The sequence below is a fragment of the Mesorhizobium maamorense genome (assembly GCF_044998965.1).
Lineage (GTDB): Bacteria > Pseudomonadota > Alphaproteobacteria > Rhizobiales > Rhizobiaceae > Mesorhizobium.
The window spans coordinates 5350184-5364615 of record NZ_CP173356.1 but is presented as its reverse complement, the minus strand read 5'-3'; the positions used below and the strand labels follow the sequence as shown (position 1 = coordinate 5364615).

General features: G+C 63.9%; 15 protein-coding genes. 2 read left to right on the top strand and 13 right to left on the bottom strand.

Annotation, left to right across the window (positions count from 1 at the left end; all coding sequences use genetic code 11):
- Positions 1-102: 102 nt before the first annotated feature.
- From ACIU1A_RS26825 to tesB, 6 genes are all read right to left on the bottom strand, one after another.
- Complete coding sequence (locus tag ACIU1A_RS26825; RefSeq protein WP_140513951.1) at positions 103-783, bottom strand: outer membrane lipoprotein carrier protein LolA; 681 nt, start codon at positions 781-783, stop codon at positions 103-105.
- A 136-nt stretch (positions 784-919) separates the two neighbouring features.
- Entirely contained in the window at positions 920-3586 is a 2667-nt protein-coding gene (locus ACIU1A_RS26820; RefSeq protein ID WP_404925664.1) for a DNA translocase FtsK, read from the bottom strand.
- A 213-nt stretch (positions 3587-3799) separates the two neighbouring features.
- Positions 3800-4075: a hypothetical protein gene (locus tag ACIU1A_RS26815; RefSeq protein ID WP_140513949.1), complete on the bottom strand. Its 276-nt coding sequence runs from the start codon at positions 4073-4075 to the stop codon at positions 3800-3802.
- Between the two features lie 308 nt (positions 4076-4383).
- Positions 4384-5736, bottom strand: coding sequence for an ammonium transporter (locus ACIU1A_RS26810; protein WP_140492683.1), 1353 nt, complete (start codon positions 5734-5736; stop codon positions 4384-4386).
- 32 nt (positions 5737-5768) lie between these two features.
- Positions 5769-6107, bottom strand: a complete 339-nt coding sequence (locus ACIU1A_RS26805) for a P-II family nitrogen regulator (protein WP_013528889.1) — start codon at positions 6105-6107, stop codon at positions 5769-5771.
- A 249-nt stretch (positions 6108-6356) separates the two neighbouring features.
- A complete protein-coding gene (tesB, locus tag ACIU1A_RS26800) occupies positions 6357-7217 on the bottom strand; it encodes an acyl-CoA thioesterase II (protein ID WP_140524665.1) in 861 nt (286 codons plus the stop codon).
- A gap of 99 nt (positions 7218-7316) precedes the next feature.
- Between tesB and ACIU1A_RS26795 the strand changes: the two genes are divergently transcribed.
- Positions 7317-8576, top strand: a complete 1260-nt coding sequence (locus ACIU1A_RS26795; RefSeq protein WP_404925663.1) for a ubiquinone biosynthesis hydroxylase — start codon at positions 7317-7319, stop codon at positions 8574-8576.
- 13 nt (positions 8577-8589) lie between these two features.
- On the opposite strand, the gene ACIU1A_RS26790 is transcribed toward ACIU1A_RS26795, so the two are convergent.
- Both ACIU1A_RS26790 and ACIU1A_RS26785 read right to left on the bottom strand, forming a co-directional pair.
- On the bottom strand, positions 8590-8946 hold the full coding sequence (locus tag ACIU1A_RS26790) for a YciI family protein (RefSeq protein WP_140492691.1): 357 nt from the start codon (positions 8944-8946) through the stop codon (positions 8590-8592).
- Positions 8943-9170, bottom strand: coding sequence for a hypothetical protein (locus ACIU1A_RS26785; RefSeq protein ID WP_404925662.1), 228 nt, complete (start codon positions 9168-9170; stop codon positions 8943-8945). The genes ACIU1A_RS26790 and ACIU1A_RS26785 overlap by 4 nt, the downstream gene beginning before the upstream one ends.
- Before the next feature lie 213 nt (positions 9171-9383).
- Here ACIU1A_RS26785 and ACIU1A_RS26780 point away from each other — a divergent pair, with 213 nt between their 5' ends.
- Entirely contained in the window at positions 9384-9809 is a 426-nt protein-coding gene (locus ACIU1A_RS26780; protein ID WP_140492697.1) for an OsmC family protein, read from the top strand.
- Between the two features lie 48 nt (positions 9810-9857).
- On the opposite strand, the gene ACIU1A_RS26775 is transcribed toward ACIU1A_RS26780, so the two are convergent.
- From ACIU1A_RS26775 to sdhC, 5 genes are all read right to left on the bottom strand, one after another.
- Positions 9858-10484, bottom strand: a complete 627-nt coding sequence (locus ACIU1A_RS26775) for a YceH family protein (RefSeq protein WP_140554840.1) — start codon at positions 10482-10484, stop codon at positions 9858-9860.
- A 105-nt stretch (positions 10485-10589) separates the two neighbouring features.
- Complete coding sequence (locus ACIU1A_RS26770; protein ID WP_140518103.1) at positions 10590-11369, bottom strand: succinate dehydrogenase iron-sulfur subunit; 780 nt, start codon at positions 11367-11369, stop codon at positions 10590-10592.
- A gap of 39 nt (positions 11370-11408) precedes the next feature.
- On the bottom strand, positions 11409-13244 hold the full coding sequence (sdhA, locus tag ACIU1A_RS26765; protein WP_404925661.1) for a succinate dehydrogenase flavoprotein subunit: 1836 nt from the start codon (positions 13242-13244) through the stop codon (positions 11409-11411).
- Between the two features lie 4 nt (positions 13245-13248).
- On the bottom strand, positions 13249-13644 hold the full coding sequence (gene sdhD / locus ACIU1A_RS26760; protein WP_140518101.1) for a succinate dehydrogenase, hydrophobic membrane anchor protein: 396 nt from the start codon (positions 13642-13644) through the stop codon (positions 13249-13251).
- A 2-nt stretch (positions 13645-13646) separates the two neighbouring features.
- On the bottom strand, positions 13647-14066 hold the full coding sequence (gene sdhC / locus ACIU1A_RS26755; protein WP_140518100.1) for a succinate dehydrogenase, cytochrome b556 subunit: 420 nt from the start codon (positions 14064-14066) through the stop codon (positions 13647-13649).
- Between the last annotated feature and the right edge of the window lie 366 nt (positions 14067-14432).

Sequence of the window (14432 nt, the reverse complement as noted above, 5' to 3'; positions counted from 1 at the left end):
CTACTGCCAGCCCCGCGCCATAAAGACAAGCATTGCAGCAGTTGCGGAGGTCGGCGCCGCGCCGCCGAAACTGCACGAAAGGCTTCGCCAGCGCGAGGAAAGCTATCTGGTTTTCGTATTCAGCTCGCGATTGGCCGTATAGTCGATGGCAAACGTGTCGGGAGCGAAGCTGACGCCTTCCTTGGTGTTGAAGATCATCACCGTGGTGTCCTTGCCCTGCGCATCGGTGATCGTCCACTGGCGCAGATCATAGGTCTTCGGATCGAACATCATGGTGATCCGCGCATTGCCGAACACCGACTTGTCCGAGAGCTGGATGGTGGTGAGGTCGTCCTCTTCCTTGACGCTCTTGACGCGGTTTCCGGAGAGATCGATCCGGTCGTCGAGCAACAGTTTCAGCGGCGTCTTCGACAAGGGATAAAGATCGGACGTGTTCAGTTTCTTGTTGAGGATGACCACCGACTTGCCGTCCGAAATCACCCGGAAATTCGAGGATCCGTCATAATTGAAGCGGATCTTGCCCGGTCTTTCCAGGAAGAACTTGCCGCCGGTCTGTTCGCCCTTGGGGCCGAACTGCACGAATTCGCCGCTCATCGACTTAACCGAGGAAAAATGATCGGCGATCTTCTGCGCGGCCGCCGGCACGGCCGCCTGCGCGGATGCCAGCAGCTCGAATCCGGGCACCACGTTGAGGGCGGCAGCGCCCGCGAGCACTAGGCCGAGGCCAAGCAACTGACGGCGCGTCGGGGCAAGATCGCCGAGCGCGGAAAGATCGTTTTTCATGTCGGTCACTCTCATCTTGAATCCTGATTTGTTGTTGTCCTGAACCCCCAGTTGGGCTGAAGTTTGACGGCGCGAACACTGCTTGACCGCTTGAACGCGCCAGAAGGTTCAAAGTTGCCGCCGGTATTTGTCGCGATCAGAATTTGTCCTCTTCGGTCGGCACCAGGATCTCGCGTTTTCCGGCATGGTTGGCGGGGCCGACAATGCCTTCTTTTTCCATCTTCTCGATGATCGAAGCGGCGCGGTTGTAGCCGATGCCCAGACGCCGCTGGATGTAGCTGGTCGAGGCCTTGCCGTCGCGCAACACCACGGACACCGCCTGGTCGTAAGGATCGTCGGAATCCTCGAAATTGCCGCCGCCGCCGCCCGAGCCGCCCTTGCCGGAGGGCTCGTCCTCGTCCTCATCATCGTCCTCGGTGATGGCGTCGAGATATTCCGGCACGCCCTGCAGCTTCAGATGCGCGACGATCTTCTCGACCTCGTCGTCGGAGACGAACGGGCCGTGCACGCGCTGGATGCGGCCGCCGCCGGCCATGTAGAGCATGTCGCCCATGCCGAGCAGCTGCTCGGCGCCTTGCTCGCCCAAGATGGTGCGGCTGTCGATCTTCGACGTCACCTGGAAGGAGATGCGGGTGGGGAAGTTGGCCTTGATGGTACCGGTGATCACGTCGACAGACGGACGTTGCGTCGCCATGATGACATGGATGCCGGCGGCGCGCGCCATCTGCGCCAGGCGCTGGACGGCACCCTCGATGTCCTTGCCGGCAACCATCATCAGATCGGCCATTTCGTCGATGATGACGACGATGTAGGGCATCGGCTCGAGGTCGAGATTCTCGGTCTCGTAAATCGCCTCGCCGGTCTGGCGGTCGAAGCCGGTCTGCACCGTGCGCGAGATCTTTTCGCCCTTCTTCTCCGCCTGTTGGACGCGTGCGTTGAAACCGTCGATATTGCGCACGCCGACCTTCGACATCTTGCGGTAGCGGTCTTCCATCTCCCGCACGGTCCATTTCAGCGCAACCACCGCCTTCTTCGGGTCGGTGACGACAGGCGTCAAAAGGTGCGGGATGCCGTCATAGACCGAGAGCTCCAGCATCTTGGGATCGATCATGATCAGCCGGCATTCCTGCGGCGTCAGCCGGTAGAGCAGCGACAGGATCATGGTGTTGATGGCGACCGACTTGCCCGAGCCGGTGGTGCCGGCGACCAAGACGTGCGGCATCTTGGCGATATCGACGATGACCGCCTCGCCGTTGATGGTCTTGCCCAGCGCCAGCGCCAGCTTGGCCTTGGTGGTCTCGAAATCGCGGCTGGCCATGATTTCCCTAAGATACACCGTCTCGCGCTTGGCGTTCGGCAATTCGATGCCGATGGCGTTGCGGCCCGGCACCACGGCGACGCGGCAGGCGATGGCGCTCATCGAGCGGGCGATGTCGTCGGAGAGGCCGATGACGCGCGATGATTTGATGCCTGGCGCAGGCTCCAGCTCATAGAGCGTGACGACGGGGCCGGGGCGGACATGGATGATCTCGCCCTTGACGCCGAAATCCTCCAGCACGCCTTCGAGCAGGCGGGCGTTCTGTTCCAGCGCGTCTTTCGAGAGGCTCGGGTCGCGCGCGACGTTCTTCGGTTCGGACAGGAAATGCAGCGACGGCATCTCGAATTTTTCCGAGCCGATCAACGAGGTCTGCGCCTCGCGCTGGACGCGCACACCCGGAGCCGGGCGCGGCGCCGGCGCTTCAACGCGCGTGGCGGCATCCGAGCGGAACGGCTGGACTTTGGCGGTGGAAGCCGCGCGACGCTGGACGAGGGGTTCATCGTCGAAATCGACATCGTCATCGCCGGTGTCGAAGCGATCGTCGAAGACGTCATCGTCCGGATCGACGGAAACGCTGCGGTCGTTGACCATGGCGGCGAAGAATTCCGGTTCGACGCGGGCACGGCCATCCGGGCTCATCCGCTGCTCGGCGAACTCGGCCGATTCGACCCGTTCGGCGGCACGCCGCCATGCGCTGGCGCGCGGCTCAATTCCCGGCTCGAATTCGTCCCGCCGCTGCCTGCGGCGCACGGCCCGGCGGTGCATCCAGGCGCGGAACGAAAGCCACCAATGGGTCATTGCGCCGAGCGCCAGCATGCCTTCGTCGCCTTCATCCTCGTCATTGTCGAACAGCAGCTCATCCTCACGCTGATCGGCGGCGGCCGGTTCCTCCATGACGGCGAAACCGTTCTTGCGCGCGATCAGCGCCGAACCGTAGGCGAACAGCCATAGCGCCGGACCGGCCATCAGAATGGCGAGTACGCTGGCCACCAGCCCGGTCGGATAGCCACCGATGACGACGCCCGGAATCTTCAGTACCATGTCGCCGAACACGCCGCCGAGCCCGGTCGGCAGCGGCCAGGTCTTGGGCGGCACCACGCAGCCGGCGATCGCAGCGGCCAGCAGGGCAAAGCCGAACCAGAACAGACCGCGCCTGGGCAGCCTGTCGACGCCACGCGCCGAAAACAGGAGATATCCCCAGATCACGGCCGGAACCAGCGCCGCCACGGCGGCAAGGCCGAAGAACTGCATGGCGATGTCGGAGAAGACAGCACCCGCATAGCCCATGGCGTTGGTGACGGTGTTGGCTGTGGCGTGCGAGAAGCTCGGGTCGGCGACATTCCAGGTGGCCAGGCTGGCGACGCCGAAAGCGGTGAACGCGAACATGCCGGCGCCGACCAGCCGGCCGACCTGGCGTCGCGCGAATGCCTGGATGCCGTGCCCCGTATCGGTCAGCGCGAGCGGTGCTGAAGCCCCTGAACGCATGCTCTTCCCCGTCAGTGATTGCCTGGCCCGAGCGCGTGACGCACTTCGGCAGATTTGGCTGCCAGACTATGCGTGGGAAGGTTAAGGCCGCATTAACCATGGCAAGGGCCCCAGCCGCCTGCCGCAAATAACAATGGCGAGCCTCACGGCCCGCCATTTCTGCATCGGCAACGGCAGGGTGACCAGGCTCGGTGGGCCTGATCCGCCGCGGTCTCAGTTGGCTCCGCCGAGCGCCTGGACGTTGGCGCAGAACTCGGCGTGCGGCTTGCTCATCGCCGCGTCCTGGCATTCCTTCTTCATCGCATCCTGCTTTTCCATTGGCATGGCCATGAAAGCGGTCTTGAATTCCGCCATCGGCTTCATGGTTTTCATGCTGGAATCGGTGAAGAACGGGGCCATATTGTCGGGTTCGTCGAGAGCCCCGGCAAATGCCATGCCGCTGACCATGGAAAGAGCGAGCGCGCCGAGACAGATATTCTTGACGTTCATTGGATAGTTTCCTTCCCTATTGTTTGCAACGACCGCCGAACAGTGGTCGTGCTCGGGAGTTCGATGCCAAAACGGCCGATGTTTCCTCGAAAATCTCAATCACGCAAACGTGATTGCGCTCGTCCAACCAAACGGGCTCCAAAAAAGAGGCCCGGAGCGATCCGGGCCTCAAGGCGTGAGCACCTTGCGGAGCGTCACGACGGGATTTCAAAACAGTTCCGGAAGACGTGCAGCGGTTTTCCGTACGTGATTACCGAAAGAGATGGGACCGGCGGGAGGAGGTCCGCCGGTCCCATGGCAAAGAGGCCTTACGGCACCACTTCGCCGTGCTGGCTGATGTCGAGACCCTCGACCTCCTCCTGGGTCGACGGACGCAGGCCGACGAGCGCCTTGACGATGTAGAGGATGACGAAGGTGGCGATTGCCGTCCACAGGATGGTGAAGACGATGCCGTAGAGCTGCTTGCCGATCGACGCGCCCGAGGAGAGGCTGTTGATTGCCGGGTCGGCGAGCACGCCGGTCAGCAATGCGCCGACCACGCCGCCGACGCCATGGACACCGAAGGCATCGAGCGAGTCGTCATAGCCGAACATGTGCTTTACCTTGACCGCCGAGATGTAGCAGACGACGCCGGCGACGATGCCGACGATGAAGGCGCCCGTCGGGTTGACGAAGCCGGAAGCCGGCGTCACCGCGACAAGGCCGGCGACGGCGCCGGAGATGATGCCGAGCACTGAGGGCTTCTTGGCGACGATCCATTCGGCGAACATCCAGGCCAGCGCCGCTGCTGCGGTGGCAACCTGGGTGTTGAGCATCGCGGCACCGGCGAGGCCGTCGGCGGCGAGTTCCGAACCGGCGTTGAAGCCGAACCAGCCGACCCACAGCAGCGAAGCGCCGATCACGGAATAGACCAGGTTATGCGGCGCCATGTTGGTGGTGCCGTAGCCTTCGCGCTTGCCCAGGACCAGGGCGCAGACGAGACCCGCGACACCGGCATTGATATGGACGACCGTGCCGCCGGCGAAGTCGAGCACGCCGGCAGCGCCGAGGAAGCCGCCGCCCCAGACCCAATGCGCGATCGGCGCATAGACGACCAGCAGCCACAGCGCCATGAAGATCAGCAGGGCCGAGAACTTCATGCGCTCGGCAAAGGCGCCGGCGATCAGGGCCGGGGTGATGATGGCGAAGGTCATCTGGAACATCGAGAAGACGAATTCAGGGATGTTGGCCACGCCCGGCGCCCACAGCGTCGAGGTGGTGATGCCGTGATGGAAGAATTTCGAGAAGCCGCCGAGATAGGCATTCATGCCGCCGCCGTCGGAAAAGGCCAGCGAATAGCCGAACATGAACCACAGCACCGTCACCAGGCAGGTGATGGCGAAGCTCTGCATGACGGTGGCAAGCACGTTCTTCTTGCGCACCATGCCGCCGTAGAACAGTGCCAGGCCGGGGATGGTCATCATCAGCACCAGCGCCGTCGAAGTCAGCATCCAGGCGGTGTTGCCGGTGTCGAGCACCGGGGTGGGAGCGGCCGGGGCAGCGGCAGCCGCGGCCGGAGCCGCTTCCTGCGCGAGGGCGGCGACGCTGCCCAACGCTGCGAGAGCGAGCGAGCCAAAAAGGGCGGCGCGTCCCGTCTTCTTCAAGGTGGAAGGAATATTCATTGAACTCTCCATTGGAATACGTGTTCGCCGCTTCAGAGCGCGTCGGTGTCTGTTTCGCCGGTGCGGATGCGCACCGCCTGGTCGATGCCGAAAACGAAGATCTTGCCGTCGCCGATCTGACCGGTCTTGGCGGCTGCGGTGATGGCCTCCACGGCCTTGTCGACCATGTCGGCGCTGACCGCGACCTCGATCTTGATCTTCGGCAGGAAACTGACCGCGTATTCCGCACCGCGATAGATTTCCGTGTGCCCCTTCTGACGCCCGTAGCCTTTGACTTCGGTGACGGTCAGGCCCTGGATGCCGACGGCGGTAAGCGCTTCGCGTACCTCGTCGAGCTTGAACGGCTTGATGATTGCCATCACGATTTTCATAAGGTTTCACCCTTTTGCTGTTGCGGTCCCCCGCGTTTGCACACCTTCACCGATCCCGAGGAGCCGGAGAGTGCCGACGAGGATTCAAGCTCCGTGCCAATTGCCGAAGCAGCGTGTTAACTGGTTGTAAACAAAGGAATTGACGCGCCCGCAATCGCACCGTGCCGATGGGCGCGGCACAGCTTCTGCTCAATAATTAAGCAATTTTCTGAAAACGCCTATTTGGCAGGCTTTGGTCGAAAGGACTGCTCAACGCTTGAGCCGGATCAAGCCTTCCTGGGCCATCGAGGCGATCAGCGTGCCGTCGCGGGCATAAAGCGTGCCGCGGCTGAATCCGCGCGATCCCGAGCTCGAGGGGCTGTCCTGCGCGTAGAGCAGCCAGCCGTCAAGCGAATGCGGGCGGTGGAACCACATCGAATGGTCGAGGCTGGCCGCCTGGATGTCGGGATCGAACAGCCCGCGCCCATGCGCGAAGGTCGAGGTGTCGAGCAGCGTCATGTCGGAAAGGTAGGCGAGCAACACCGATTGCAGCGCGCGGTCGTCTGGGACGGGACCGGCGAGGCGGATCCAGACATTCTGCCGGGGCGGCAGCTTGTCACGGCTTTCATAGTGCTGGAGATTGACCGGCCTGAGCTCCAGCGGCCGCTCGCGCGCCCAGAAGCGTCGCACCGCTTCCGGCACCCGGTCGGCCTTTTCGAGCAGTTGGCGCTGCGTCTTCAGCCCTTCCGGCGGCGGCACGTCGTCGGGCAAAGCGAACTGGTGCTCCAGCCCCTTCTCATCGACCTGGAACGAGGCCTCCAGCGAGAAGATCGCGTTCCCGTGCTGGATCGCCAGCACCCGGCGGGTGGTGAAGGAGCCGCCGTCGCGGATGCGGTCGACCTCGTAGATGATCGGCACCTTGATGTCGCCCGGCCGCATAAAATAGCCGTGCAGCGAATGCACGTAGCGGTCGGGCTCGACGGTCCGCTGCGCCGCCACCAGCGCCTGGGCGATGGTCTGGCCGCCGAACACGCGCTGCCACTCCACCTGGGGGCTGCGACCACGATACAGATTGTGTTCCAGCCTCTCGAGGTCGAGAATGCGCAGAAGCTCGTCCATGGCCGCCGTCATGTGTCGTGACCTCGCCTCAAGATTTCCTCGGCGGGTTTCCGACAGGAAGGACGGGCCGTCAAGGGCGGATGGCAGGCTGGCTTGCAAGGAGCGAAGACCATGGAAGGCAAGGCAGAGGCGAAAACCAGGTCCGGGCTCGATGTTCTGGTCGCCGGCGCCGGCTATGTCGGCCTGGCTGCCGCCGTGTCGCTGAAACAGGCGCAACCGGAGCTTGCCGTGGCCCTGGTCGATGCCGCACCCGCCGGCTCCTGGCAGAGGGACGGGCGTGCCTCGGCCATTGCGGCGGCCGCCTGCCGCATGCTCGAGCGGCTCGGCGTCTGGGCCGAGATCGCGCCGGAGGCGCAGGCAATCACCGAGATGATCATCACCGATTCGCGTGCCGCCGATCCTGTGCGCCCGGTCTTCCTCACTTTCGACGGCGAGGTGGCGCCGGGCGAGCCCTTCGCACATATGGTGGCCAACCGGGTGCTGAACGGCGCCTTGCGCCGCAGCGCCGAACAGCTCGGCGTCGACATCATCGAAGGCGTTGCCGTGCAAGGGTTCGAAACCAATGGTGCAGGCATCACCGTGCATTTGGCCGACGGCGCGACGCTGAAGGCGCGGCTGCTGGTCGCCGCCGACGGCGTCAATTCGAAGCTGCGTGACATGGCCGGCATCAAGACGGTGAAGTGGGAATACGGCCAGTCCGGCATCGTCTGCACCGTGGCACATGAACGGCCCCACAACGGCCGTGCCGAAGAGCATTTCCTGCCCGCCGGCCCCTTCGCCACGCTGCCGCTGAAGCCGGGCGAGGACGGCTCCAACCGCTCGTCGATCGTCTGGGTCGAGCGGTCGGAAGATGCTCAGACGCTGGTCGCCGGCGACGACCTCCTCTTCGAGCATGAGCTGGAACAGCGTTTCGGCCTCAAGCTTGGCGAGATCCGCGTCGCCGACAAGCCGCGCGCCTGGCCGCTGGGTCTTACCATCGCGCGCGCCTTCGTCGCGCCGCGCGTGGCGCTTGCCGGCGATGCCGCCCACGGCATCCATCCGATCGCCGGCCAGGGCCTCAATCTCGGCTTCAAGGATGTCGCCGCCCTGGCCGAGGTGATCGTCGAGGCCGACCGGCTGGGCCAGGATATTGGCGCGCTCGACGTGCTCGAGCGCTACCAGCAATGGCGTCGTTTCGACACGGTGCAGATGGGCGTCACGACAGATGTGCTGAACCGGCTGTTTTCCAACGACATCGGTCCGCTGCGCGCGGTGCGCGATATCGGCCTCGGCCTGGTCGAGCGCATGCCGCGGCTGAAGGAATTCTTCATCCGCCAGGCGTCGGGGCTTTCAGCCGGCACGCCGCGCCTTTTGAAGGGCGAGGCGATCTGACCCGCCGCGCCATCTATGACCCGGGCACGTCATAGATCGCCCGGACCTCGATCGTGCCGAGTTCGGCCAGCGGAATGCCGCCGGCGATGTCCAGTGCCTCCTGGAGGTCCTTCGCCTCGATCATGACGAAGCCGAGCAACTGCTCCTTGGTTTCGGCGAACGGGCCGTCGGTGACCAGCCGCTTGCCCTTGCGACGGCGCACGGTCTTCGAGGTCTTCACCGATTGCAGCGCCTGCGCGACGATGAGCTTGCCTTGTTGGTCCAAGGACCGGTCATAGGCCAGCGAATCGGCGTCGAGCTTGGCCGATCCTTCCGGGGTGAGCGCGTAGAGGTCTTTCTCCTCACCATAGACCAGGCAGACATATTTCATTTCGCGCTCCCTTGCTGCGATGAATCATAGGATGCGGTGACGAGCGTGTCAGCCTTGCTTTCGACCGCTGCCGCATGGTCGAGAAGGCATGCCGCGACCGCGATGATGGCGACAGCCGCCAGCAGCCTGCGGACACCGGACGGCGGTGGCTCCAGCCAGAAGTCTTGCCGTCGTTGAGCCTTGCGGCCCGGGGTCTTCCATATTGCGAAAAACAGATTGTCCATGTGAACCTCCATCCGGCCACAATCCCGTGGTCGCCCGCAGGACGGCCGGGCCGAATGGAAGCCGACATTTTTGCACGCGGTTTTTTTTCGAAAGGAATGAACCGTCATCACGCCGTGGTCCAAACAGCGCAGTGGTCTTCGCGCATGCCCGCGTTATAGTTGGCCGGACGCTGAGCTCACCTGGACAAGTTCACGACAACCAAGGAGGAATTCATGGACCGCACCGCAACCGCCGTCTGGAAGGGCAATCTGAAGGACGGCAAAGGCACGCTCGACAGCCAGAGCGGGACCCTGAACGGCACGCCCTATTCGTTCAAGGCACGCTTCGAGGACGAGAGCGGCAAATCCGGCACCAATCCGGAAGAGCTGATCGCGGCCGCGCACGCCGGCTGCTACGCCATGCAGCTGTCGCATTTCCTGGCCGAGAACGGCACCCCGGCAGCCGAGCTCGACGCCAAGGCCGTGGTGACGCTGGTTCCCGGCACCGGCATCACGGGCAGCGCGATCACCCTTGTCGGCAAGGTGCCCGGCATCGACGCCGCGAAGTTCAAGGAATTGGCCGAGAAGGCCAAGGCCGAATGCCCTGTTTCCAAAGCGCTGGGCGCCATCAACGTATCGCTCGACGCCAGGCTCGGCTGAGACCCCGGCATCCCGGCGCGCATGGTCGCGCCGGGCACCCTCGAGCGCTCAGGCGCCCAGCGCGTCGAGCCGGGCGCGAAGGGCTGCGACTTCCTGCTCCAGCGCCTCCACTCTCGCTTCGAGGTCGGAAGCGGGCACGGCCGATGCAGTGCGCTGCGCCGACAGGGCCGCAACGTCAACCGGCCCGGCGAGGAGATGCACATAGCGGTCCTCGCGTTGGCCTGGACCGCGCGGGATTTCCTGAACGAGCGGCGGTCGACGGCCGATCAGCATATCGAGTTCACCGCGCAAATCCTCGATCGATGAAAACCTTGCCATGCGCTCGCTGCGTGCCAACAATTCATGCGCCGTCTGCGGCCCGCGCAGCAAAAGCAGGCCGACCAAGGCGGTCTGCGGCGTGGTCAGCGAGAAGCGCTGCGCCATCTGGTGCTCGTAGCGCTCGACGCGGGAGCCGAACATCTGCCGCACCAGCCCCTTCTGCTCGAGCAGCTTTAGCGCCCGGTGCACCTCTGTCTGCTCCAGCGCCATGCCGGGCTCGCGCGCCGTCTTCTGGTTGGCGGCGGCAAGCGCTGCGTTGAGGGTCAACGGATAGACGTCCGGCGTCAGCTCCTTCTTCTCGATGAGGCAGCCGAGCACACGCGCTTCGGGAGGAGACAGGATGGGGAGGTCCGTCATTGGATTGCAATCCTTTTTGAAGCTGGCAAGACAGCGCCCCTTTTGTCCTGCCGGAGAAAGGGGGCGCGAAGGATCGCTGCGTTCAAGATTGCCGCGAGCGAGCGCCTAAACCCTTCTCTCCACCATCATCTTCTTGATTTCCGCGATCGCCTTGGCCGGATTCAAGCCCTTGGGGCAGGTCTGCGCGCAGTTCATGATGGTGTGGCAGCGATAGAGCCGGAAGGGGTCCTCGAGATTGTCGAGCCGCTCGCCCGTGGCCTCGTCGCGGCTGTCGATCAGCCAGCGATACGCCTGCAGCAAGGTTGCCGGGCCGAGATAACGGTCGCCGTTCCACCAATAGCTCGGGCAAGAGGTCGAGCAACAGGCGCATAATATGCATTCGTAGAGCCCGTCGAGCTTCTCGCGCTCCTCATGGCTCTGCAGCCATTCCTTGGCCGGCTGCGGTGAGACCGTCTTCAGCCACGGTTCGATCGAGGCGTGCTGGGCGTAGAAATTGGTGAGATCGGGCACCAGGTCCTTGATGACGGGCATATGCGGCAGCGGGTAGATCTTGACAGCACCCGATATGTCGTCGCAGCCCTTGGTGCAGGCGAGCGTGTTGGAGCCGTCGATATTCATGGCGCAGGAGCCGCAGATGCCTTCCCGGCAGGAGCGGCGCAAGGTCAGCGTCGGGTCGATCTTGTTCTTGATCCAGAGCAGCGCATCCAGCACCATCGGCCCGCAATCGTCCATGTCGACGAAATAGGTGTCCATGCGCGGGTTCTCGTCATCATCCGGCGACCAGCGGTAGATGCGGTATTCCCTGAGATTGGTCGCGCCTTCCGGCTTCGGCCAGGTCTTGCCCTGCTGGATCTTCGAGTTCTTGGGGAGCGTGAGTTCGACCATTACCTCAGGTCCTTTCGGATGACGCGGCGGGACGTCATTTCAATACACCCTGGCCTTGGGCGCGATCTTGGCGAGACTGATGCCGCCGTCCTTTTCGGCCAGCAGCGGTTCGGTGTGCACCGGACGGTAGGAGAGCGTCACCTCACCGGTCTCGCTCAGATGGGCGAGCGTGTGCTTGCGCCAGTTGGCGTCGTCGCGGGCCGAGAAATCCTCCCGCGCGTGCGCGCCACGGCTCTCCTTGCGCGCCTCGGCGCCGTAGACCGTGGTGATGGCGTTGGCCATCAGGTTTTCCAGCTCCAGCGTCTCCACCAGGTCGGAGTTCCAGATCATCGAGCGGTCGAAAACCTTTATGTCCTTGAGCTCGCCCCAGATCTGCGAAATGCGCTTGCAACCGTTCTCCAGCGATTCCTGCGTGCGGAACACCGCCGCGTCTTCCTGCATGGCGCGCTGCATCTTTTCGCGCAGAACCGCCGTCGGCGTCGAGCCGTTGGCGTGACGCAGCCGGTCGAAGCGGTCCATGATCTTCTCGACCGAGGCCTGGTTGGGCGACGGGATTGCCGACTTGCGGTCGATGACCTGGCCGGCACGGATCGCCGCCGCGCGGCCGAACACGACCAGGTCGATCAGCGAGTTCGATCCCAGCCGGTTGGCGCCGTGCACCGAGGCGCAGCCGGCCTCGCCTACCGCCATCAAGCCGGGCGAGACCCGATCGGGATTAAGGATCGTCGGGTTGAGCACCTCGCCCCAGTAATTGGTCGGCACGCCGCCCATATTGTAGTGCACCGTCGGCAGCACCGGAATCGGCTCCTTGGTGAGATCGACGCCGGCGAAGATCTTTGCCGATTCCGAGATGCCGGGCAGCCGCTCGTGCAGCACCGCCGGATCGAGATGATCGAGGTGCAGGAAGATATGGTCCTTGTTCTTGCCGACGCCGCGGCCTTCGCGGATTTCCAGCGTCATGCAGCGCGAGACGACATCGCGCGAGGCAAGGTCCTTGGCCGACGGCGCGTAGCGCTCCATGAACCGCTCGCCCTCGGAGTTGACGAGATAGCCGCCCTCGCCGCGCGCGCCTTCCGTGATCAGGCAGCCGGCGCCGTAGATGCCGGTCGGGTGGAACTGCACGAACTCCATGTCCTGTAAGGGGAACCCCGCCCGCGCGGCCATGCCGCCGCCGTCGCCGGTGCAGGTGTGGGCCGACGTCGCCGAGAAATAAGCGCGGCCATAGCCGCCTGTCGCCAGCACAACCATCTTGGCCGAGAAACGGTGGATGGTGCCGTCGTCGAGATTCCAGGCGACGACGCCTGTGCATGTGCCGTCCGGCTCCATGATCAGGTCGAGCGCGAAATACTCGATGAAGAACTGCGCGTTGTTCTTCAGCGACTGGCCGTAGAGCGTGTGCAGGATGGCGTGGCCGGTGCGGTCGGCGGCCGCACAGGTGCGCTGCACGGGCGGGCCATCGCCGTAATTCATCATGTGGCCGCCGAACGGCCGCTGGTAGATCTTGCCCTCTTCCGTGCGCGAGAACGGCACGCCGTAGTGCTCGAGTTCGTAGACGGCGGCCGGCGCTTCACGCACCAGATATTCCATGGCGTCGACATCGCCCAGCCAGTCCGAACCCTTGACGGTGTCGTACATGTGCCACTGCCAGGAGTCCGGGCCCATGTTGGAAAGCGAAGCGGCAATGCCGCCCTGCGCCGCCACCGTGTGCGAGCGGGTCGGGAAAACCTTGGTGATACAGGCGGTGCGCAGGCCCTGTTCGGCCATGCCCAGCGTAGCGCGCAGTCCCGCGCCCCCGGCACCGACGACCACGACGTCGAATTTGTGGTCGACATAGGTATAGCCTGCCGTATTGGCTTCTTTCGCGTCCTTGGCCAAAACGTCAGCCTCCGAATGCCAGTTTGAGCAGGGCGAAGAGCGAAGCCACGCCGACCGCTACGGTGAAGAAAGTGTTGAGGGCGATCAGCGCCAGCTTCATGCCTTCGCCATGCACGTAATCCTCGATGATCACCTGCATGCCGATCCGCATGTGATAAAGCGGCGAGATGAGCACAAGGGCCATCATCAGCGCCACGAGCGGGTTGGCGAGCGCTGCCCGCACCTCCGCATAACCGGCGCCGTTGAGCGCGACCAGGAACCCGGTGAAGAACAGGATCAGCGGGATGTTGGCGATTGCCGTGAGGCGCTGGCGCCAGAAATGCCCGGTGCCTTCGCGGGCGGACCCCAGGCCGCGGACTTTCGCCAGCGGCGTGCGCATGTCGGTCTTTCCAGTGCTCATGGTCAGGCTCCTCGCGCCATATAGCCGGCGATCCAGATCAGCAGCGTGAGCAGGACCGAGCCGGCCAGGGTCGCCCAGGCGATCTTGGAGGCGGTATGCTTTTCGAGACCGGCGCCGGTATCCCAGATCAGGTGGCGCACGCCGCCCAGCATGTGATGCATGAGCGCCCAGGTGTAGCCGAACAGGATCAGCCGTCCGAGCCAGGTTCCGAAGGCCCAGCTCACCCAATCGAAAGTGGCTTGCGAGCTCGCCGCCGCCATCAGCCATATCGCGACCAGGAGCGTGCCGAAATAGAGCGCGCCGCCGGTGATGCGATGGATGATCGACATCGTCATGGTGATCGGCGGCCGGTACACGCTGAGGTGCGGCGAAAGCGGCCGTTCACGTCTGGCGAATTCGCGGGTGGCTGGTGATTTGCTCATGGCTCCCCCAGTTCGGCGTTCCTGGAGCCTCAGGTGGAAATGCGGCATTGCCGCTTCCGGTTGCGACTTCGGACAGCCGGTTTCTAATGCTCTTTTTGCACCGCGTCAAAGCCAGAAAACCGTTTCGAAAACGTAATTTAGTCTGATTAAAAGGCAGGTCCGGGCTTCAATCGATTAGGCGTCGACGATGCCAAGCCGGCCCGTTCTCGCTGCGGTGCAGCATATATGTGGCGGGCGCGGGCTTCGGCTCAGCGGGTGCAGGTCAGCGGCGCGAGCCCGCTTTCATCACCAGCGCCTCGCGACCGTCGATCACGATCGCGTCATGTGCCTCGTTAACCATGTTTATCAAGACATGGGTGAGAACCG

What these genes read in the sequence shown, in the direction of transcription:
- ACIU1A_RS26825 (WP_140513951.1), bottom strand. Translation starts at nt 783, where the DNA reads ATGAAAAACGATCTTTCCGCGCTCGGCGATCTTGCCCCGACGCGCCGT.
- ACIU1A_RS26820 (WP_404925664.1), bottom strand. Translation starts at nt 3,586, where the DNA reads ATGCGTTCAGGGGCTTCAGCACCGCTCGCGCTGACCGATACGGGGCAC.
- ACIU1A_RS26815 (WP_140513949.1), bottom strand. Translation starts at nt 4,075, where the DNA reads ATGAACGTCAAGAATATCTGTCTCGGCGCGCTCGCTCTTTCCATGGTC.
- ACIU1A_RS26810 (WP_140492683.1), bottom strand. Translation starts at nt 5,736, where the DNA reads ATGAATATTCCTTCCACCTTGAAGAAGACGGGACGCGCCGCCCTTTTT.
- ACIU1A_RS26805 (WP_013528889.1), bottom strand. Translation starts at nt 6,107, where the DNA reads ATGAAAATCGTGATGGCAATCATCAAGCCGTTCAAGCTCGACGAGGTA.
- tesB (WP_140524665.1), bottom strand. Translation starts at nt 7,217, where the DNA reads ATGACGGCGGCCATGGACGAGCTTCTGCGCATTCTCGACCTCGAGAGG.
- ACIU1A_RS26795 (WP_404925663.1), top strand. Translation starts at nt 7,317, where the DNA reads ATGGAAGGCAAGGCAGAGGCGAAAACCAGGTCCGGGCTCGATGTTCTG.
- ACIU1A_RS26790 (WP_140492691.1), bottom strand. Translation starts at nt 8,946, where the DNA reads ATGAAATATGTCTGCCTGGTCTATGGTGAGGAGAAAGACCTCTACGCG.
- ACIU1A_RS26785 (WP_404925662.1), bottom strand. Translation starts at nt 9,170, where the DNA reads ATGGACAATCTGTTTTTCGCAATATGGAAGACCCCGGGCCGCAAGGCT.
- ACIU1A_RS26780 (WP_140492697.1), top strand. Translation starts at nt 9,384, where the DNA reads ATGGACCGCACCGCAACCGCCGTCTGGAAGGGCAATCTGAAGGACGGC.
- ACIU1A_RS26775 (WP_140554840.1), bottom strand. Translation starts at nt 10,484, where the DNA reads ATGACGGACCTCCCCATCCTGTCTCCTCCCGAAGCGCGTGTGCTCGGC.
- ACIU1A_RS26770 (WP_140518103.1), bottom strand. Translation starts at nt 11,369, where the DNA reads ATGGTCGAACTCACGCTCCCCAAGAACTCGAAGATCCAGCAGGGCAAG.
- sdhD (WP_140518101.1), bottom strand. Translation starts at nt 13,644, where the DNA reads ATGAGCACTGGAAAGACCGACATGCGCACGCCGCTGGCGAAAGTCCGC.
- sdhC (WP_140518100.1), bottom strand. Translation starts at nt 14,066, where the DNA reads ATGAGCAAATCACCAGCCACCCGCGAATTCGCCAGACGTGAACGGCCG.